The sequence below is a fragment of the Pseudomonas sp. PDM30 genome (assembly GCF_019218985.1).
Lineage (GTDB): Bacteria > Pseudomonadota > Gammaproteobacteria > Pseudomonadales > Pseudomonadaceae > Aquipseudomonas > Aquipseudomonas jessenii.
The window spans coordinates 294,399-314,552 of record NZ_JAHUWM010000003.1; the positions used below are offsets into that span (position 1 = coordinate 294,399).

A 20,154-nucleotide genomic window follows, 5' to 3' on the forward strand; every position below is an offset into this window, starting at 1 on the left:
AAGCCCTCATCGCGAGCAAGCTCGCTCCCACAGTTTTTTGCAGCCAGCAGGCTAAGCCTCCCAACCCGCCCCAGTCACCGCCGCCTGCACCAGCGGGTGCAAGTCCGCTCCTTGATGTTCCGTCTGCCAGGCCAGCAACTCCTTGCGCATGCTGGGCGCCCAGTACATCTGCATATGATTGCGCACGCTCAGCACCGCCTGTTGCTGGTCCGGCTGGCTGGCGAAGTACTGGGCGATCTGGTTGGCCATCTTGATCAGGTTGTTCGTGCTCATCGGCGTACCTCCGCTTTGGCGCCACGGCCCCGGTCCTTGAGCAGACGATGCTGTTCATCGCTGAATTCCTGGAAGCGTTTTTGCCACTCCGAAGGGTGATAAACGCGGCTGACTTCCACGGCGGTGACCTTGTACTCCGGACAGTTGGTGGCCCAGTCGGAGTTGTCGGTGGTGATCACGTTGGCGCCCGATTCCGGGAAGTGGAACGTGGTGTACACCACGCCCGGGGCGACCCGTTCGGTGATCCGCGCACGCAGCACGGTTTGCCCGGCGCGGCTGCCGATACCGACCCAGTCACCTTCGTTGATGCCACGGCTCTCGGCGTCGGTCGGGTGGATTTCCAGGCGGTCTTCGTCATGCCAGGCGACGTTGTCGGTACGCCGGGTTTGAGCACCGACGTTGTACTGGCTGAGGATGCGCCCGGTGGTCAGTAGCAGCGGATAGCGACTGTTGACCTTTTCCTCGGTGGGCACGTAGCCGGTGAGCATGAAGCGCCCCTTGCCGCGCACGAACTCTTCGATGTGCATGGTCGGCGTGCCGTCCGGTGCCTCGGCGTTGCACGGCCATTGCAGGCTGCCGTGGCTATCCAGCGCGGCGTAGCTGACGTTGGTGAAGGTCGGCGTCAGGCTGGCGATCTCATCCATGATTTGCGACGGGTGCGTGTAGTTCATCGGGTAGCCCAACGCATTGGCCAGCGCCACCGTACCTTCCCAGTCGGCCTTGCCGCCCAGCGGGTCCATGACTTTACGTACCCGCGAGATACGCCGCTCGGCGTTGGTAAAGGTGCCGTCTTTTTCCAGGAACGAACTGCCCGGCAGGAACACATGGGCGAACTTGGCGGTTTCGTTGAGGAAAATGTCCTGCACCACCACGCACTCCATGGCCGACAAAGCGGCGGTGACGTGCTGGGTATTCGGATCGCTCTGGGCGATGTCTTCGCCCTGGCAATACAGGCCCTTGAAACTGCCGGCCAGGGCCGACTCGAACATGTTGGGGATGCGCAGGCCCGGGTCGGGTTGCAGGGTGACGTTCCAGGCCTGTTCGAACTGCGCCCGCACCACCTCGTTGGAGATGTGCCGGTAGCCAGGTAGTTCATGGGGGAAGGAGCCCATGTCGCAGGAGCCCTGAACGTTGTTCTGCCCCCGCAGCGGGTTCACGCCCACGCCTTCGCGGCCGATGTTGCCGGTGGCCATGGCCAGGTTGGCAATGCCCATCACCGAGGTACTGCCCTGACTGTGTTCGGTGACGCCCAAACCGTAGTAGATCGCCGCGTTGCCACCGGTGGCATACAGGCGCGCAGCGGCACGGATGTCGGCAGCGGGTACACCGCAGATCGGGCCAAGGGCTTCCGGCGAGTTTTCCGCGCGGCTGACAAACTCGCTCCAGATCGAGAAATCGCTACCCTCGCAACGGGCGTCGATAAAGGCCTGGTTTTGCAGGCCTTCAGTGATGATCACGTGGGCCAAGGCATTGAGCATGGCGACGTTGGTGCCAGGGCGCAGAGCCAAGTGATATTCGGCGCGGGCGTGCACAGTGTCCACCAGATCGATGCGTCGCGGATCGATGACGATCAGCCGCGCGCCTTCACGCAGGCGGCGTTTGAGCTGGGAGGCAAACACCGGGTGGGCGTCGCTGGGGTTGGCGCCCATCACCAGGATCACGTCGGCCTGCATCACCGAGTCGAAACTCTGGGTGCCGGCGGACTCGCCCAGGGTTTGCTTCAGGCCATAACCGGTCGGCGAGTGGCAGACCCGTGCGCAGGTGTCGACGTTGTTGTTGCCGAAGGCCGCACGCACCAGTTTCTGCACCAGATAGGTTTCTTCGTTGGTGCAACGGCTGGAGGTGATGCCACCGATGGAATCGCGGCCATATTTTTGCTGCAGACGGCGGAATTCGCTGGCGGCGTAAGTCACTGCTTCATCCCAGCTGACTTCCTGCCAGGGGTCGCTGATGTGCTTGCGGATCATCGGCTTGGTGATGCGATCCGGGTGGGTGGCGTAGCCCCAGGCAAAGCGCCCTTTGACGCAAGAGTGGCCATGGTTGGCCTGGCCGTTCTTGTCCGGAACCATACGCACCAACTGGTCGCCTTTCATCTCGGCGCGGAACGAGCAGCCCACCCCGCAATAGGCACAGGTAGTGATCACGCTGCGTTCCGGCTGGCCGAGTTCGACCACGCTTTTTTCCATCAGCGTCGCGGTGGGGCAGGCCTGCACGCAGGCGCCGCAGGACACGCATTCCGAATCGAGGAAGTTCTCGCCACCGGCGGCAGCCACGCGGGATTCAAAACCGCGCCCGGTAATGGTCAGGGCGAAGGTGCCCTGGGTTTCTTCGCAGGCGCGCACGCAACGGTTACAGACGATGCACTTGCTTGGGTCGTAGTCGAAGTAGGGGTTGGAGGTGTCTTTCACGTCCTCCAGATGGTTCTCGCCTTCATAGCCATAACGCACTTCCCGCAGGCCAACCTGACCGGCGACGGTTTGCAGCTCGCAGTTGCCGTTGGCCGAGCAGGTCAGGCAGTCCAGCGGGTGATCGGAGATGTACAACTCCATGACGTTACGGCGCAGGGTCGCGAGCTTTGGCGTCTGGGTGTGCACGGTCATGCCTTCAGTGACCGGCGTGGTGCAGGACGCGGGGTAGCCGCGCATGCCGTCGATCTCCACCAGGCACATGCGGCAGGAGCCGAAGGCTTCCAGGCTGTCGGTGGCACAGAGTTTGGGAATGGTGGTGCCCAGCAGCGCGGCGGCGCGCATCACCGAGGTGCCTTCGGGCACGCTGATGCTGCGGCCATCGATGTTCAGGGTGACTTGCACCTGGTTGTCGCGGGCCGGCGTACCCAGATCGATATCGGTTTTCGGGTCGAAGAGAGTGATCATTGCTCGGCCTCCGAGGGCTGCAAGCCGAAGTCGGCGGGGAAGTGCTTGAGGGCGCTGGCGACCGGGAAGGAAACCATGCCGCCCAATGCGCACAGCGAACCGTATTGCAGGGTGTCGCACAGGTCCTTGAGGATGATCACCTGCTCATCGCGACCGCTCGCGTCAGGCGCGGCGAGCAGGCGGTCGATCACCTCAACGCCACGGGTCGACCCGATGCGGCACGGCGTGCATTTGCCACAGGATTCCTCGGCGCAGAACTGCATGGCGAAACGCGCCATGTGGGCCATGTCCAGGCTGTCGTCAGCCACCACCACACCACCGTGACCGAGCATCGCGCCAATGGCGGCGAAGGCCTCGTAATCCAGCGGTGTATCGAATTGCGAAGGTGGCACCCAGGCGCCGAGGGGGCCGCCAACCTGTGCGGCCTTCAGCGGCCGGCCACTGGCGGTCCCGCCGCCGTAGTCTTCCACCAGCTCCCGCAGGGTCAGGCCAAAGGCCCGTTCCACCAGACCGCCATGACGAATATTGCCCGCCAACTGGAAGGGCATGGTGCCCAGAGAACGGCCCATGCCGTAATCACGATAGAACTGCGCACCCTTGGCCAGAATCAGCGGCACCGAGGCCAAAGTCAGCACGTTGTGCACCAGCGTCGGCAGGCCAAACAGACCCTTCAAGGCAGGAATTGGCGGCTTGGCGCGAACGATCCCGCGCTTGCCTTCGAGGGAGTCCAGCAGCGCGGTTTCTTCACCACAGATGTAAGCGCCGGCACCGACTCGCACTTCCATATCGAAGGCCTGGCCGCTGCCGCCGACATTGGCGCCGAGGTAACCGGCATCTCGGGCGATGTTCAACGCTGCACGTAGCGTGGCCACAGCATCGGGATATTCCGAGCGAACATAGATGTAGCCGTAGGTGGCGCCGACGCAGAGACCGGCAATGGCCATGCCTTCGATCAGCAGGAAGGGGTCGCCTTCCATCAACATGCGGTCGGCGAAAGTGCCGGAGTCGCCTTCGTCGGCGTTGCACACGATGTATTTCTGCACAGCTTCGGTAGCGCGCACCGTGCGCCACTTGATCCCGGCGGGGAAGGCCGCGCCGCCACGGCCACGCAGGCCTGAATCGAACACTGCCGTCGCGGTCTGCTCGCCGCCAAGGGCGATGGCCTGGGTCAAGCCCTCGAAACCGCCATGAGCGCGGTAATCCTCGAGGGACAGCGGCCGGGTAATACCAGCACGGGCGAACAACAGGCGTTGTTGAGTCTTCAGATAAGACAATTCTTCCACCAGGCCCAAGGCCAGTGGATGGCTGGACGGCTCGCCTTGCAACGCATCGAGCACCGACGGCACATCGGCAGCGGTCAATGGGCCGAAACCGATCCGGCCTTGGGGGCTGTCCACTTCCAGCAGCGGCTCCAGCCAGTACAGGCCGCGCGAACTGGTGCGCTGTAGCTCCAGCGGCAGATTGCGTTCCTTGGCCTGAGAGATCAGGGCCACGGATACCTCATCGGCACCCACGGCACGGGCAAGAGAATCACAGGGCAGATAGAGAGTCGGCATCATGCGTCCTCCCGGCAAGCGTCGAGCAAGGCATCCAGACGCTCAGCGCTCAGCCGCGCATGCACCCGACCATCCAGCTCCAAGGCCGGCGAACAGGCACACGCACCCAGGCAATAAACCGGACGCAAACTGATGCTGCCGTCGGCGCTACTGCCGTGGTCGTCCAGTTGCAGACGATCGCGCAACTGCGCGGCAAGCTCCTCGGCGCCACGACTCTTGCACGACTCAGCCCGGCACAGCCGCAGGATATGTTTGGCCGGCGGCGCGGTACGGAAGTCATGGTAAAAACTGATCACCCCACGAACCTCGGCCTGGCTCAGATTGAGGGCATGAGCAATCTCGGGGACGGCGACATCGGGGACGTAACCGATGCGTTCCTGAATATCATGAAGAATGGGCAACAGCGCACCCGCAGAGCCCTTGTGGCGCTCCAGCAGACTGTTGACCACAGGCAGGTGCAACATCTCATCAGGCATTCAGCAATCCTCACGGTCACGGACAAACCAGATGGTCGTCGGTCGTCCGAAAGTGTCGGCTGCGGCACTCACACCACGTCACGGTATCGTGGCATTTTCAGGCCGTTGGCCAGGGCACCCTGAGCGGGCATCTTGTTGTGCCCGGCGCGGTCTTCGCCGCATCTCTACTGGGCATAAAGGGCAGCTTGCCACGCTGCTGTTGATCGACCTGCACCAAAGCGACGTGCTCGGTTCTGCCTACGACTATCCATTAAGTCTAGATGAGTGCCGCAAGGGGCGTTCACACACTGGCCTAATGCCCGAAGGGCTTGTCGATGGCTGATGTATAGCAAGCATTACAGGGCAGAAGAAGCATCAGAACCATGGGCATTCTACGGAGCAGATCCGCCGATCCATTCCGCTACAAACCGAAAGCCATCCCCCGAACCGAACACAAAAAGCCCCGAAAAACCTCAAGGCCAAGCCGAAATACCACCCGCCACACAACCCCCCTGTGGGAGCGAGCTTGCTCGCGATAGCGCCAGCCCAACCACCCTCAATGCTGAAGATTGCACCACAAACCCACTCACACACTGGGGCCAAACAATGCCCGCCAGCCCACCGCAACCCCCTGTGGAAGCGAGCCTGCTCGCGAAAAACGCAAGGCATCCACGTGTCCCGCTGAATACCCCGGCCACCGCAACCAAGCCCGCTCTCACAGCGTCACGCCTGACTTTTGAAACCAAAAACTATCCTGGCGCCTCGCCCACTACCCCTCAGCCTTAGCCCCCGTCCGCTTAGACGCCAGCTCATTATCCCGATCCCGAGTAAGCACCTTCACCGCATCATCCACCAACGCCTTGCTCATCGAAGTCAGATAATGCGCAGCCCAAGCGTGACGGTCGGTATCTCTGGCATAAGCAGCATCTTCAGTGAGCGTCTTGGCCAGGAACAGAAAATCGGAGGCCATGGACAATGCATCACCAAGAGGAATCCCCCGAGTGACATGAAACAGGTGCGAAAGCCAATAAATTCGGGCATTTGGTGAAGGTCGTTACACGAGTAACACACGTAACATGGATTTTGGAGGGGGACTGGATGGGCTCACTCATACCGCTTTTCCAAATTGCCCCTTGATAACCTTTCCGCTTGCAAGCACATCGAGGTGATCGGCGTACCACTGCATCATTTTCACTCGGTGCTCAAGGTATTGAGCCTTGTTGTATACACCAGCGATTCCCTCTTCTTTGTGAGCAAGCTGCGCTTCGACATGCTCCTTCGGCCAACCGTGTTCTCTGAGCAGAGTGCTAGCGGTGTGGCGGGCGCCATGGCCAACCAACCGGCCCTTGTAACCAACCGTCGCAAAGACTTTATTGATGGTGTTTTCGCTAATAGTCGGGTTCTTAGCGCCGACTCCCGGGAACAGCCATCGACTGCGCCCAGTGAGACACTGGAGTTCTTTTAGAGCGGATATTGCCTGTTTAGGGAGTGGGCACACGAAATCCCTGCGCATCTTCATCTTGGCGGCAGGTGTCGTCCAGATCGCTTTATCAAGATCGAACTCTTTCCATTCAGCTAAGCGAACCATTCCCGGTCTCGATGCCGTCCATACGCAAAGCCATGCGGCAGTTCGTGCTGTCAGTCGGCTGGGGGTGTTTTTCAGCGCGGTCAGAAAGTCGCCAAGCTCCGGTTCCAGCAAATGAGGATGCTGTTGGGTTTTTGGTGCTTGGGCGGCGATATCGCGAAGACGGCTTCCCGGGTCGTTTTCGGTCAAACCTAATCCAATGGCTCGACCGAAGATCTGATTGATCCAGGTGCGACACTTTTCCGCTACGTTGTGAGCGTCTCTTGCTTCTATGGATGCTTGGAGATCTGCGCAGTCTGTGCGGGTAATTTCGTCGAGAGGTTTGTCCCCCAGCGCTGGGAGGATGTCCTTGTCGAGGTACGTCCGGATCTTATTGAGGGTAGAAGGGGCAAGACCCTTTTCTTCTTTTGCCTTTAGCCAGGCGTCAGCAGCGGCTCGGAATGTTCGAGTTTTAGCCGCATCGATTGCAGCTTTCGCAGATCGCTTTTGCTCGAGGGGGTCGGCACCGCTACTCACTACTTTGCGTAGTTCGGCAGCTTTGTCCCGTGCCAACGCACCACTTACTTCCGGGTAACCCCCGAGCCCCATCCAAGCCCAATTGCCAGCCGGACGTTTGTAGCGGAGCTGCCAGGATTTACCACCATCGGGTTTGACCCTGAAGTAGAGGCCGATTCCGTCCAGCTCCCGGTATTCCTTTGATTCCGGCTCCAGCCCCGCAAGTGTCGTGTCTGCGAGAGGGCGGCGCTTGATGTCTGCGCGCTTCATCCTTGTATCCCAAAGTTCGGTATTTTTCTCAGGATACAAGCAGGGATACAGGGATACAACGGATAAGGGGATACAGGCATAGATAGACAGGCACAAAAAAACCGGCCAAGTGGCCGGTTTTTCTGGGTCTGAGAGGCTGGTAGAGACTCTCAGATACTGCTATATGGTGCCCCGAGGGAGACTCGAACTCCCACTCCTTTCGAAAACGGATTTTGAATCCGCCGCGTCTACCAATTCCGCCATCAGGGCTCAATGGCGGCGAAGTATAGAGATGAGATAACCGCTGGTCAATCAGGTACATGGAGAATTTTTGATAATTCCGCTAGACTTCCCGGCCCTGCTAGACGAACCCCATCATGCGCGTTGCTGACTTTACCTTCGAGCTCCCTGATTCGCTGATCGCCCGCCATCCGCTGGCCGAGCGGCGCAATAGTCGCCTGTTGACCCTTGATGGGGTCAGCGGCGCCCTGGCACACCGTCAATTCACTGATTTGCTGGAGCATTTGCGCCCCGGCGACTTGATGGTGTTCAACAATACCCGGGTGATTCCGGCGCGGCTGTTTGGCCAGAAGGCTTCCGGCGGCAAGCTGGAAATCCTGGTGGAGCGGGTGCTCGACAGTCATCGCGTGCTGGCCCATGTGCGGTCCAGCAAGTCGCCCAAGCCTGGGTCGAAGATCCTCATCGACGGCGGTGGCGAGGCCGAGATGCTGGCGCGTCACGATGCGTTGTTCGAGCTGGGGTTCGCCGAGGAGGTGTTGCCGCTGCTCGACCGTGTCGGGCACATGCCGCTGCCTCCTTATATAGACCGCCCGGATGAAGGCGCCGACCGCGAGCGTTACCAGACCGTCTACGCCGAGCGTTTGGGCGCGGTGGCGGCGCCGACGGCGGGGCTGCATTTCGATCAGGTGCTGATGGAGGCGATTGCCGCCAAGGGCGTCGAGACTGCGTTCGTGACCTTGCACGTTGGCGCCGGCACGTTCCAGCCGGTGCGCGTGGAGAAGCTCGAAGACCACCACATGCACAGCGAATGGCTGGAAGTCGGCCAGGACGTGGTCGATGCCGTTGCCGCCTGTCGCGCTCGCGGTGGTCGTGTGGTGGCGGTGGGGACCACCAGCGTGCGTTCCCTGGAAAGCGCCGCTCGCGATGGCGTGCTCAAGCCGTTCAGCGGCGACACCGACATTTTCATCTACCCGGGCCGGCCGTTTCATGTGGTCGATGCCCTGGTCACCAACTTCCATTTGCCTGAATCCACGCTGTTGATGCTGGTTTCGGCGTTCGCCGGTTATCCCGAGACCATGGCCGCCTATAAGGCCGCGGTCGACAACGGTTACCGCTTTTTCAGCTACGGTGATGCGATGTTCATCACGCGTAATCCTGCGCCGACTGCCCCTAAAGAATCGGGCCCAGAGGAAACTGTATGAGTCGCACCTGTCGTATGTCTTTCGAGCTGCTGGCCACTGATGGCAAGGCTCGTCGCGGTCGTTTGACCTTCCCGCGCGGTACCGTCGAGACCCCGGCCTTCATGCCAGTGGGCACCTACGGCACGGTCAAGGGCATGCTGCCACGGGATATCGAGGCGACGGGCGCTGAAATCATTCTGGGCAACACTTTCCACCTGTGGCTGCGTCCGGGCACGGAAGTGATCAAGAAGCACGGCGACCTGCACGATTTCATGCAGTGGAAAGGCCCGATTCTGACCGACTCCGGCGGTTTCCAGGTGTTCAGCCTGGGCGCCATGCGCAAGATCAAGGAGGAGGGCGTGACCTTCGCTTCTCCGGTCGACGGCGCCAAGGTGTTCATGGGCCCGGAAGAGTCGATGCAGGTCCAGCGTGACCTGGGCTCCGACATCGTGATGATTTTCGACGAATGCACGCCGTACCCGGCCGACGAAGACGTTGCCCGTATTTCCATGGAATTGTCCCTGCGTTGGGCCAAGCGTTCGAAAGAAGCCCATGGCGACAACACGGCGGCGCTGTTCGGCATCGTTCAGGGCGGCATGCACCAGGACCTGCGCATGCGCTCCCTGGAAGGCCTGGACAAGATCGGCTTCGACGGCCTGGCCATCGGCGGCCTGTCGGTGGGCGAGCCCAAGCACGAGATGATCAAGGTGCTGGATTACTTGCCGGGCATGATGCCCGCTGACAAACCTCGTTACCTTATGGGCGTTGGCAAACCGGAAGACTTGGTTGAGGGTGTGCGCCGCGGTGTGGACATGTTCGATTGCGTGATGCCAACCCGTAATGCCCGCAATGGGCATCTGTTCATTGATACCGGCGTGCTGAAGATCCGTAACGCGTTCCATCGCCATGATGATTCGCCGCTCGATCCGACCTGCGATTGCTATACCTGCCAGAACTTCTCCCGCGCTTATCTGCATCACCTGGACAAGTGCGGCGAAATGCTGGGAAGCATGCTCAATACCATCCATAACTTGCGCCATTATCAAGTGCTTATGGCTGGTTTGCGCGAGGCTATTCAACAGGGTACATTGGCCGCCTTTGTCGATGCCTTCTACGCCAAACGCGGGTTGCCTGTTCCGCCTTTGGACTGAGTTTACTGACCCCAAGATTCAACATTTGCAACTGGAGTGCTAAATGAGCTTTTTTATCTCTAATGCCATGGCAGACGCTGCTGCACCTGCGGCAGCCCCTATGGGCGGCGGTTTCGAGTGGATTTTCCTGGTCGGCTTCCTGGTCATCTTCTACCTGATGATCTGGCGTCCACAGGCCAAACGCGCCAAAGAGCAGAAAAACCTGCTGAGCAGCCTGCAGAAAGGCGACGAAGTTGTGACCACCGGCGGCATCGCCGGCAAGATCACTAAAGTGGCCGACGATTTCGTCGTTCTGGAAGTTTCCGACACCGTCGAAATGAAGTTCCAGAAAGGCGCCATCGCCGCCACGCTGCCAAAAGGCACGCTCAAAGCGATCTAAGTTTCAACTTCATTTTCAATCGACGGGGCGCGCAAGGCGCCCCGCGTCATAAACGGGCGGCGTGATGCTGAACAAATATCCTCTGTGGAAATACATTCTGATCCTGGCGGTGCTGGCGGTCGGTCTGATTTATTCCGCTCCCAATCTTTATCCTGATGACCCGGCCATTCAGGTCAGCGGTGCAAGCACTGCGCTGCAAGTCAATCAGGCTGATCTGGATCGCGTGAGCGCTGCGCTCAAGGAATCCGGGATCAACGTCAAGGCTGCCACGCTGGCAGAGGGCGGCAAGGGCGGTCTGATTCGCCTGACCAAGGCTGAAGACCAGCTGCCGGCCAAGGACGTCGTGCGCAAGGCATTGGGTGATGACTACGTCGTCGCGCTGAACCTGGCACAAACCACCCCGCAATGGCTGCGCAACCTCGCTGCGCACCCGATGAAGCTGGGTCTGGACTTGTCCGGTGGTGTGCACTTCCTGCTGGAAGTGGACATGGACAAAGCCCTCGACGCGCGCCTGAAAGTCTACGAAGGCGACGTCAAGAGCCTGCTGCGTAAAGAGAAGCTGCGCTATCGCAGTCTGCCGCAACTGGGCGGTGCCATTCAGCTGGGCTTCACTGATGAAGCAGCCCGCGAACAGGCCCGTACGCTGATCCGCAAGAACTTCAACGATTTCGACATTGTTCCGGCCGACCTCAACGGTCAACCGGTGCTGCGTCTGGCGATGACCCCGGCCAAGCTGGCGGAAATCCGTGAATACTCCATCAAGCAGAACTTGACCACGGTACGTAACCGCGTCAACGAGCTGGGTGTTGCCGAACCGATCGTCCAGCGTCAGGGCGCCAACCGCATCGTGGTTGAGCTGCCGGGCGTGCAGGACACCGCCGAAGCCAAGCGTATCCTCGGCAAGACGGCCAACCTTGAGTTCCGTCTGGCGGCTGAGCCGGGTGCTTCGAAAGCCACTTCCGAATCCTTCGAGTTCCGTGAGGGCAACCGTCCTCCTGCGCTGATCGAGCGTGGCCTGATCATCACCGGTGACCAGGTAACCGACGCCAAGGCTGGCTTTGACGAGCACGGCCGGCCAGAAGTGAATATCCGTCTGGATGGCCACGGCGGCGAGCTGATGAGCCGTGCGACCCGTTCGAACGTCGGTCGCAGCATGGCGGTGATCTTCATCGAGCAGCGTCCGGTCACCACTTACACCAAGCAGGTGGTCAACGGCGTCGAGAAAGACGTGCCGGTTCAGACCTTCAAGGAAGAGAAGAAGATCATCAGCCTGGCGACCATTCAGTCGCCGCTGGGTGCTCAGTTCCGCATCACTGGCCTGAACGGCCAGGGCGAGTCGTCCGAACTGGCGCTGCTGCTGCGTGCCGGTGGTCTGGCCGCTCCGATGTACTTCGCTGAAGAACGCACCATCGGTCCAAGCCTGGGTGCCGACAACATCACCAAGGGTATCGATGCATCGCTGTGGGGCATGCTGTTCGTCTCGCTGTTCATCATCGCCATCTACCGCTTCTTCGGCATTATCGCCACCGTCGCGCTGACGGTGAACATGGTGATGCTGCTGGCCTTGATGTCTCTGCTGGGTGCAACGCTGACCCTGCCGGGTATCGCCGGTATCGTGTTGACCATGGGTATGGCGGTCGACGCCAACGTGCTGATCTTCTCGCGGATCCGTGAAGAGATCGCCGCCGGCATGACCGTGCAGCGTGCAATCAACGAAGGCTTCGGCCGGGCATTCACCGCGATTCTCGACGCCAACCTGACAACACTGTTGGTCGGCGGCATCCTCTTTGCCATGGGCACCGGCCCGGTCAAGGGCTTCGCAGTGACCATGTCCCTCGGGATCTTTACCTCGATGTTCACGGCCATCATGGTGACCCGCGCGATGGTCAACCTGATCTTCGGCGGTCGTGACTTCAAGAAGTTGTGGATTTAAGGGGCTGCCATGTTACGTACAATCAACTTCATGGGCGTTCGCAACTTTGCGTTCGGCGTCACATTGTTCCTTACGGTGCTGGCCTTGTTCAGCGTCGCCACCAAGGGCATGAACTGGGGCCTGGACTTCACCGGCGGTACGCTCATCGAGCTGACCTACGAGCGTCCGGCCGACGTCACCAAGGTGCGTGAGCAGCTGGTGACCGCGGGTTATCACGAAGCCATCGTGCAGAACTTCGGTGCAACCACCGACCTGCTGGTGCGCATGCCTGGCGAAGACCCGCAACTGGGTCACCAGGTGGCCGAAGCCTTGCAGAAGGTGGGCGGCGAGAACCCGGCGACGGTCAAGCGCGTCGAGTTCGTCGGCCCGCAAGTGGGTGAAGAGCTGCGCGACCAGGGCGGCCTCGGCATGCTGATGGCGCTGGGCGGCATCCTGATCTACCTGGCGTTCCGCTTTCAGTGGAAGTTTGCGGTCGGTGCGATCGTGTCCCTGATCCACGACGTGATCGTGACCATCGGTATCCTGTCGTTCTTCCAGATCACCTTCGACCTGACGGTACTGGCGGCGGTGCTGGCGATCATCGGTTACTCGCTCAACGACACCATCGTGGTATTCGACCGGGTTCGTGAGAACTTCCGGGTACTGCGCAAGGCCAGCCTGATCGAGAACATCAACATCTCGACCACGCAAACCCTGCTGCGGACCATGGCGACTTCGATTTCCACCTTGCTGGCGATCGCGGCCCTGCTGTTCTTCGGTGGCGACAACCTGTTCGGCTTCTCCATCGCCCTGTTCATCGGTGTTCTGGCGGGTACTTACTCGTCGATCTACATCGCGAACGTGGTGCTGATCTGGCTGAACCTGAGCACGGAAGACCTGATTCCTCCGGCCAATACCGAGAAGGAAGTCGACGACCGTCCTTGAAGGAAGCTTCTTTCAGCGATGTAGTCCGAAAAAGGCGCGAGTTGAACTCGCGCCTTTTTTTGTGCTCCAAGGCAGGGAGAAGCGCGGGTTTATCCCGCATGTGATGGTCCAGGAGGTTCATGTGAACAAGTCGATGCTGGTTGGTGCTGTACTGGGTGCTGTCGGTGTGACTGCCGGGGGTGCTGTGGCCACCTACAGCCTGGTTAAAAGCGGCCCGGAGTTCGCACAAGTACTCGCCGTTGAGCCGGTCAAGACACAAATCAAGACTCCACGTGAAGTGTGCAAGGATGTAGCGGTCACCCGGCAGGCGCCGGTGAAAGATCAACATCAGATCGCCGGTACGGTGGTCGGTGCATTGGCAGGTGGTTTGCTGGGTAACCAGATCGGTGGCGGCAGCGGTAAGAAGATCGCCACGGTCGCAGGTGCTGTCGGTGGCGGTTACGCCGGTAACAAGGTGCAGGAAGGCATGCAGGAGCGTGATACCTACACCACCACCCAGACCCGCTGTAACACGGTTAACGACATCAGTGACAAGGTTGTAGGTTACGACGTGCGTTATTCGCTGGACGGCAAGGAAGGCAAGGTGCGCATGGATCGTGATCCAGGCAACCAGATTCCGGTGGATAAGGAAGGCAAGTTGATCTTGTCGGAGAATCAGACGGCTCACTGATCTGCTGATGCTGGATTAAAAAAGAAGCACCCTGCGGGGTGCTTTTTTTGTGCTCGCGATTCAAGCGTCACCCCCAATCCCCTGTGGGAGCGAGCTTGCTCGCGAAGGCGGTGTGTCAGTCGCCATCTCAATTGACTGACACGGCCTCTTCGCGAGCAAGCTCGCTCCCACATTTGGATTTGTGGTGTTTGAGGGGGCAAATTCCAGGCATAAAAAAAGCACCCCGAAGGGTGCTTTTTCTGTCGCTGGAAGCTTAGCGCTTCAGCGAGGCTGGCAGGTGCGGCTGGATGGCCGTCAGGACTGCCTTGAAGCACTTGGTGTTGCCGGCAACGACGTGGCCTTTTTCAAGGAAGTCGTGACCGCCGGTGAAGTCGCTCACCAGGCCGCCAGCTTCCTGGATCAGCAGGGCGCCTGCCGCCATGTCCCATTCGGACAGGCCCGACTCCCAGAAGGCGTCGAAGCGGCCGGCGGCCACGTAGGCCAGGTCCAGGCTTGCAGAGCCGGCGCGGCGGATGCCGGCGGTCTGGCCAACCAGGGCACGGAACATGCCCAGGTAGTTGTCGAGGTTGTCCATCTGGTCGTCACGGAACGGGAAGCCGGTACCCAGCAGGGCGCCGTCGAGGCTGGTGCGACCGCTGACGCGCAGGCGACGACCGTTCAGTTGAGCGCCGCGACCACGGCTGGCGGTGAATTCTTCCTGGCGAACCGGGTCCAGAACAACAGCGTGCTCAAGACGACCGCGGTATTTGCAGGCGATGCTGACAGCGAAGTGAGGAATGCCGCGCAGGAAGTTGGTGGTGCCGTCCAGCGGATCGATGATCCACAGGTACTCTTCGCCTTCGATGCCGGTGCCGGCGTGCATGCCGGTCTCTTCACCCAGGATCGAGTGATTCGGGTACGCCTTGCGCAGGGCATCGATGATTTTCTGTTCGGCGGCGCGATCCACCTCGGATACGTAATCCTTGGCGTCTTTTTCGTCGACCTTGATGGTATCCAGGCGCTCGATGGAGCGGAAGATCAATTCACTGGCGCTGCGGGCGGCGCGCAGCGCGATATTCAGCATGGGCTGCATGGATGTGTCACCTAAGGTTGTTAAAGAAAGCCGGGCATTCTATCAGAAAGTTTCTACAGGAGAAGGACGACGTTCGCTTTCATGGCTTAACGGTAGGATGAGCTGTAAGATTCTGCTCCCGATTATTGTGTTCGAGAGCGCCTCCCTTGCTGCAAAACATTCGTGTCGTCCTGGTCAATACCAGCCATCCGGGCAATATCGGCGGGGCTGCGCGTGCCATGAAGAACATGGGGCTGTCGCGGCTGGTGCTGGTCGAGCCTCGTGTGTTCCCGCATCACGAGGCCGATGCCCGTGCCTCCGGTGCCGGGGACATCCTTGAAAACGCGCAAGTCGTCGCCACCTTGGAAGATGCCTTGGTTGGTTGCAACCTGGTGCTTGGTACCAGTGCTCGCGACCGGCGCATTCCCTGGCCGCTGCTCGATCCCCGCGAATGCGGAACGAAGGTGGTCGAGGAAGCGGGGCAGGGTGCGGAAATCGCTCTGGTGTTCGGTCGTGAAGATTCCGGCCTGACCAACGAAGAGCTGCAGCGATGTCATTATCACGTGCACATTCCATCAGACCCTGAGTTCAGCTCGTTGAACCTTGGGGCGGCGGTGCAGGTGTTGGGTTATGAAGTGCGCATGTCCTGGCTGGCGGCCCAAGGTCAGCCGAGCAAGGTCGAGAAGGAAGAAGTGGCCTCGGTCAAAAGCGCTGAGCTGGCGACCATGGACGAACTGGAGCGATTCTATGAGCACCTGGAGCAGACCCTGGTGGCCATCGAATTCCTCGATCCGGAAAAGCCACGGCACTTGATGGCGCGCCTGCGCCGGTTGTACGGACGCAGCTCGGTCAGCCGGGCGGAAATGAATATTTTGCGTGGCATCCTCACGGAAACCCAAAAAGCGGCCCGTGGTGAGCTCCTTAAGCGGAAGGATTAATGATGTTCGAGCGTTTGCGTGAAGATATCCAGAGCGTATTCCACCGAGACCCGGCGGCGCGTAACGCTTTTGAAGTCCTGACTTGCTATCCGGGCATGCACGCCATCTGGATCCACCGTTTGTCGGCGATGCTGTGGCGCGCGGACCTGAAATGGCTGGCGCGGCTGGTGTCGAACTTCGGCCGCTGGCTGACCGGGATCGAGATCCATCCGGGGGCCAAGGTCGGTCGTCGTTTCTTCATTGACCATGGCATGGGCATCGTCATCGGTGAAACCGCCGAGATCGGCGATGACGTCACTATTTATCAGGGTGTGACCCTGGGCGGCACCAGCTGGAACAAGGGCAAGCGTCACCCGACGCTGGGTGATGGCGTCGTGGTCGGGGCGGGCGCGAAGGTGCTCGGCCCGTTCACAGTCGGTGCCGGTGCCAAGGTGGGTTCCAACGCTGTCGTGACCAAGGAAGTGCCGCCGGGTGCCACTGTGGTGGGTATTCCGGGGCGGATCATCGTCAAATCCGACGAAGAGCAAGATGCCAAGCGTAAGGCCATGGCCGAGAAAATCGGCTTCGATGCCTACGGTGTGACTGAAGACATGCCTGACCCGGTGGCTCGCGCCATTAACCAGTTGCTCGATCACCTGCAGGCGGTCGATGGTCGTCTGGAGGGGATGTGCGGGGCGTTGAAGGACCTGGGCAGCAATTACTGTGCGAAAGATCTGCCTGAGCTGCGCGAAGAAGATTTCGCCTGTGTGAAGGACAAGGATCAGAGTCAGGCCAGCTAAACCGAGTCGAATTCATCGCGAGCAAGCTCGCTCCCACAGGTGATCAAGTTGTACAGGCTGACGCGGTCCAGTGTGGGAGCGAGCTTGCTCGCGATGAACGATAACGCGGTACTGCTGGCTGTATATGGCCGGCCTTTGCTATGATGCTGCCGCTCTTTTGCGGGTAAACCTGACTAAAGTACTAGGTCTTATAGTTGACTTAAATACTCGGGAATTGCATACTCGCCTCATTCCGAACTCCGTGGTAATTGTCCATGCGACTGACTACAAAAGGCCGATACGCCGTGACCGCCATGCTTGACCTGGCGTTACACGCGCAGCACGGGCCCGTGTCCCTGGCCGATATCTCCGAGCGCCAAGGCATCTCCCTGTCCTACCTCGAACAGCTTTTCGCCAAGCTGCGCCGCAGCAATCTGGTGTCCAGCGTGCGCGGTCCGGGTGGTGGCTACCAATTGTCCCGCGACATGCAGGGCATCCAGGTCGCCCAGGTGATCGATGCGGTGAACGAATCGGTCGATGCAACCAAATGCCAGGGCCAGGGTGATTGCCATCAAGGCGACACCTGTCTGACCCACCACTTGTGGTGCGATCTGAGCCTGCAAATTCACGAATTTCTGAGCGGTATCAGCTTGGCTGACCTTGTGACTCGCCGTGAGGTGCAAGAAGTAGCCCAGCGTCAGGACCAGCGCCGTTGCAACAGCAAGGCGCCACGCCTGGACAAGATTGAAGCGTCCGCCGTCGAATGACAGCCAAAGAGCTAGCGGCACGCCAGCCAGCCTGATTTAGGAGATAGTCCATGAAATTGCCGATTTACCTTGATTACTCTGCGACCACCCCGGTTGATCCGCGTGTTGCGCAAAAAATGAGTGAATGCCTGCTGGTCGACGGAAACTTCGGTAACCCGGCGTCCCGTTCCCACGTGTTCGGCTGGAAAGCTGAAGAGTCCGTTGAAAACGCTCGTCGTCAGGTCGCTGACCTGGTCAACGCCGACCCGCGCGAAATCGTCTGGACTTCCGGTGCCACCGAATCCGACAACCTGGCAATCAAGGGTGCGGCACATTTCTATGCCACCAAAGGCAAGCACCTGATCACCACCAAGATTGAGCACAAGGCTGTCCTGGACACCATGCGCCAACTGGAGCGTGAAGGCTTCGAAGTGACCTACATCGAGCCTCGTACCGATGGCCTGGTGACCCCGGAGATGATCGAAGCCGAACTGCGCGACGACACCATCCTGGTTTCGGTCATGCACGTGAACAACGAAATCGGCACCGTCAACGACATCGCAGCGATCGGCGAACTGCTCCGTTCCAAGGGCATCCTGTTCCACGTCGACGCTGCTCAGTCCACCGGCAAGGTCGAGATCGACCTGCAGAAGCTGAAAGTCGACATGATGTCGTTCTCCGCCCACAAGACCTACGGTCCTAAAGGCATCGGCGCCCTGTACGTAAGCCGCAAGCCGCGCGTGCGTATCGAAGCGACCATGCACGGTGGCGGTCACGAGCGCGGCATGCGTTCCGGCACCCTGGCGACCCACCAGATCGTCGGCATGGGTGAGGCCTTCCGCGTAGCCAAGGAAGACATGGCTGCCGAGAACGCGCGCATCAAGGCGTTGAGCGACCGTTTCTACAAGCAGGTCGAGCACCTGGAAGAGCTGTACGTCAACGGCAGCATGACCGCCCGCGTTCCGCACAACCTGAACCTGAGCTTCAACTACGTTGAAGGCGAGTCGCTGATCATGGCGCTCAAGGATCTGGCGGTTTCGTCCGGTTCGGCCTGTACCTCGGCGTCCCTTGAGCCTTCGTACGTACTGCGCGCCCTGGGCCGCAACGACGAACTGGCACACAGCTCGATCCGCTTCACCTTCGGCCGTTTCACCACCGAAGAAGAAATCGATTACGCCGCGCAGAAAGTTTGCGAGGCCGTTACCAAGCTGCGCGCTCTGTCGCCGCTGTGGGACATGTACAAAGACGGCGTCGATATCTCGAAGATCGAGTGGGCGGCACACTAAACAAAGAAGCCGCCGGATACGGGTCCTGTAGCAGCGCGGCGGTACATGCAGCGTAACTGCAGGGTCTCAAGAGCGGCCCTGATGAGTGAGGATTGAGAATCATGGCTTACAGCGAAAAGGTCATCGACCACTACGAAAACCCGCGCAACGTCGGCAAGATGGACGCGGAAGATCCTGATGTCGGCACCGGCATGGTCGGCGCTCCGGCGTGCGGCGACGTGATGCGCCTGCAGATCAAGGTCAACGAAGCCGGCATCATCGAAGATGCCAAGTTCAAGACTTACGGCTGCGGTTCGGCTATCGCTTCCAGCTCCCTCGCCACCGAGTGGATGAAGGGCAAGACCCTGGACGAAGCGGAAACCATCAAGAACACCCAGCTGGCTGAAGAACTGGCCCTGCCGCCAGTGAAAATCCACTGCTCGGTACTCGCTGAAGACGCCATCAAGGCGGCTGTTCGCGATTACAAGCAGAAGAAAGGCTTGATCTGATTTTCGAGTTTTGGCGACGAGTAAGGAGTCACCGATGGCTATCAGCATGACAGAAGCGGCTGCTCGACACGTGCGGCGCTCCCTCGACGGGCGCGGCAAAGGTGAAGGGATTCGTCTGGGTGTTCGCACCACGGGCTGTTCCGGCCTTGCCTACGTGCTGGAGTTTGTCGACGAGGTGGTTGCAGAGGACCAGGTGTTCGAGAGTCACGGCGAGAAAGTGATCATCGACCCGAAGAGCCTGGCCTACCTGGACGGCACCGAACTCGATTTCGTCAAGGAAGGGTTGAACGAAGGCTTCAAGTTCAACAACCCCAACGTACGCGGTGAATGTGGCTGCGGCGAAAGCTTCAACATCTGAGGCTTGTCGTGGGTACTCCTTGTCATTTCGCTTTATTTGAGCTGCAACCGAGTTTCGATCTGGATCTCGATCAGCTGGCTACGCGCTACCGTGAGTTGGCGCGCGGCGTTCATCCGGACCGCTTTGCTGACGCTTCCGAGCGCGAGCAGCGGTTGGCGCTGGAACAATCCGCGAGCCTCAACGAGGCCTACCAGACGCTCAAGAGTCCACCCAAGCGCGCGCGTTACCTGCTCGCCTTGAATGGTGGCGAGCTGCCGCTGGAGGTCACGGTGCATGATCCGGAGTTCCTGCTGCAGCAGATGGAGTTGCGCGAAGAGCTCGAAGACCTGCAGGACAGCGCCGACCTGAATGGCGTTGCCGTCTTCAAGCGCCGCCTCAAGGCTGCCCAGGATGAACTGAATCAAAGCTTCGCAGCTTGCTGGAACGATGCCGCGCACCGTGAACGGGCCGAACGCCTGATGCGGCGCATGCAGTTCCTCGACAAGCTCACCTACGAAGTGCGCCAGTTAGAAGAGCGCCTCGACGATTAACCCAGTGCCGCTCCGGTCGCACGCCTGATATACAG

Annotated in this window: 19 protein-coding genes, 1 tRNA gene and 1 pseudogene; 13 read left to right on the plus strand and 8 right to left on the minus strand. The window is 60.0% G+C overall.

Features of this window, described 5'->3' with window-relative positions:
- Positions 1-51: 51 nt before the first annotated feature.
- The 7 genes and pseudogenes from KW840_RS08740 to KW840_RS08770 form a co-directional block, all read right to left on the minus strand.
- A complete protein-coding gene (locus KW840_RS08740) occupies positions 52-273 on the minus strand; it encodes a formate dehydrogenase subunit delta (RefSeq protein ID WP_057716316.1) in 222 nt (73 codons plus the stop codon).
- Complete coding sequence (gene fdhF, locus KW840_RS08745; RefSeq protein WP_218494978.1) at positions 270-3,146, minus strand: formate dehydrogenase subunit alpha; 2,877 nt, start codon at positions 3,144-3,146, stop codon at positions 270-272. Before fdhF ends, KW840_RS08740 begins: the two co-directional genes overlap by 4 nt.
- Positions 3,143-4,705: an NADH-quinone oxidoreductase subunit NuoF gene (locus KW840_RS08750; RefSeq protein ID WP_218494979.1), complete on the minus strand. Its 1,563-nt coding sequence runs from the start codon at positions 4,703-4,705 to the stop codon at positions 3,143-3,145. Before KW840_RS08750 ends, fdhF begins: the two co-directional genes overlap by 4 nt.
- The gene (locus KW840_RS08755) at positions 4,702-5,178 is read right to left on the minus strand and encodes a formate dehydrogenase subunit gamma (RefSeq protein ID WP_218494980.1); all 477 of its coding nucleotides are present in this window, start codon (positions 5,176-5,178) and stop codon (positions 4,702-4,704) included. Before KW840_RS08755 ends, KW840_RS08750 begins: the two co-directional genes overlap by 4 nt.
- 748 nt (positions 5,179-5,926) lie before the next feature.
- A pseudogene (locus KW840_RS08760) lies at positions 5,927-6,172 on the minus strand (DUF3077 domain-containing protein); the annotation flags it as partial.
- Between the two features lie 93 nt (positions 6,173-6,265).
- A complete protein-coding gene (locus tag KW840_RS08765) occupies positions 6,266-7,507 on the minus strand; it encodes a tyrosine-type recombinase/integrase (RefSeq protein ID WP_218494981.1) in 1,242 nt (413 codons plus the stop codon).
- A 164-nt stretch (positions 7,508-7,671) separates the two neighbouring features.
- Positions 7,672-7,756, minus strand: a tRNA-Leu gene (locus KW840_RS08770).
- Between the two features lie 107 nt (positions 7,757-7,863).
- Between KW840_RS08770 and queA the strand changes: the two genes are divergently transcribed.
- The 6 genes from queA to KW840_RS08800 all read left to right on the plus strand — a co-directional run bounded on the left by queA (position 7,864) and on the right by KW840_RS08800 (position 13,964).
- Entirely contained in the window at positions 7,864-8,928 is a 1,065-nt protein-coding gene (gene queA, locus KW840_RS08775; protein WP_056721282.1) for a tRNA preQ1(34) S-adenosylmethionine ribosyltransferase-isomerase QueA, read from the plus strand.
- Between the two features lie 14 nt (positions 8,929-8,942).
- The gene (gene tgt, locus KW840_RS08780; RefSeq protein ID WP_162130301.1) at positions 8,943-10,058 is read left to right on the plus strand and encodes a tRNA guanosine(34) transglycosylase Tgt; all 1,116 of its coding nucleotides are present in this window, start codon (positions 8,943-8,945) and stop codon (positions 10,056-10,058) included.
- A 43-nt stretch (positions 10,059-10,101) separates the two neighbouring features.
- Positions 10,102-10,437 (plus strand): preprotein translocase subunit YajC, encoded by a 336-nt coding sequence (yajC, locus tag KW840_RS08785; RefSeq protein WP_007956696.1) that lies wholly within the window; start codon positions 10,102-10,104, stop codon positions 10,435-10,437.
- Between the two features lie 64 nt (positions 10,438-10,501).
- Positions 10,502-12,370, plus strand: coding sequence for a protein translocase subunit SecD (gene secD, locus KW840_RS08790; RefSeq protein WP_057716306.1), 1,869 nt, complete (start codon positions 10,502-10,504; stop codon positions 12,368-12,370).
- Positions 12,371-12,379: 9 nt separating this feature from the next.
- Positions 12,380-13,294, plus strand: coding sequence for a protein translocase subunit SecF (gene secF, locus KW840_RS08795; RefSeq protein ID WP_218494982.1), 915 nt, complete (start codon positions 12,380-12,382; stop codon positions 13,292-13,294).
- 121 nt (positions 13,295-13,415) lie between these two features.
- On the plus strand, positions 13,416-13,964 hold the full coding sequence (locus KW840_RS08800; protein ID WP_057716304.1) for a glycine zipper 2TM domain-containing protein: 549 nt from the start codon (positions 13,416-13,418) through the stop codon (positions 13,962-13,964).
- A gap of 253 nt (positions 13,965-14,217) precedes the next feature.
- On the opposite strand, the gene suhB is transcribed toward KW840_RS08800, so the two are convergent.
- Positions 14,218-15,036: an inositol-phosphate phosphatase gene (gene suhB, locus KW840_RS08805; protein WP_008053258.1), complete on the minus strand. Its 819-nt coding sequence runs from the start codon at positions 15,034-15,036 to the stop codon at positions 14,218-14,220.
- Positions 15,037-15,182: 146 nt separating this feature from the next.
- Here suhB and trmJ point away from each other — a divergent pair, with 146 nt between their 5' ends.
- From trmJ to hscB, 7 genes are all read left to right on the plus strand, one after another.
- Positions 15,183-15,953, plus strand: a complete 771-nt coding sequence (gene trmJ / locus KW840_RS08810) for a tRNA (cytosine(32)/uridine(32)-2'-O)-methyltransferase TrmJ (protein ID WP_008053257.1) — start codon at positions 15,183-15,185, stop codon at positions 15,951-15,953.
- 2 nt (positions 15,954-15,955) lie between these two features.
- Positions 15,956-16,732 (plus strand): serine O-acetyltransferase, encoded by a 777-nt coding sequence (gene cysE / locus KW840_RS08815; protein ID WP_007982740.1) that lies wholly within the window; start codon positions 15,956-15,958, stop codon positions 16,730-16,732.
- Positions 16,733-16,986: 254 nt separating this feature from the next.
- Positions 16,987-17,478, plus strand: coding sequence for a Fe-S cluster assembly transcriptional regulator IscR (iscR, locus tag KW840_RS08820; RefSeq protein ID WP_007903581.1), 492 nt, complete (start codon positions 16,987-16,989; stop codon positions 17,476-17,478).
- Positions 17,479-17,528: 50 nt separating this feature from the next.
- A complete protein-coding gene (locus KW840_RS08825) occupies positions 17,529-18,743 on the plus strand; it encodes an IscS subfamily cysteine desulfurase (RefSeq protein WP_057716303.1) in 1,215 nt (404 codons plus the stop codon).
- 101 nt (positions 18,744-18,844) lie between these two features.
- Positions 18,845-19,231, plus strand: coding sequence for a Fe-S cluster assembly scaffold IscU (gene iscU / locus KW840_RS08830; protein WP_028620148.1), 387 nt, complete (start codon positions 18,845-18,847; stop codon positions 19,229-19,231).
- A 34-nt stretch (positions 19,232-19,265) separates the two neighbouring features.
- A complete protein-coding gene (gene iscA / locus KW840_RS08835) occupies positions 19,266-19,589 on the plus strand; it encodes an iron-sulfur cluster assembly protein IscA (protein ID WP_003227904.1) in 324 nt (107 codons plus the stop codon).
- Positions 19,590-19,597: 8 nt separating this feature from the next.
- Complete coding sequence (gene hscB, locus KW840_RS08840; RefSeq protein WP_057716302.1) at positions 19,598-20,119, plus strand: co-chaperone HscB; 522 nt, start codon at positions 19,598-19,600, stop codon at positions 20,117-20,119.
- Positions 20,120-20,154: the final 35 nt, after the last annotated feature.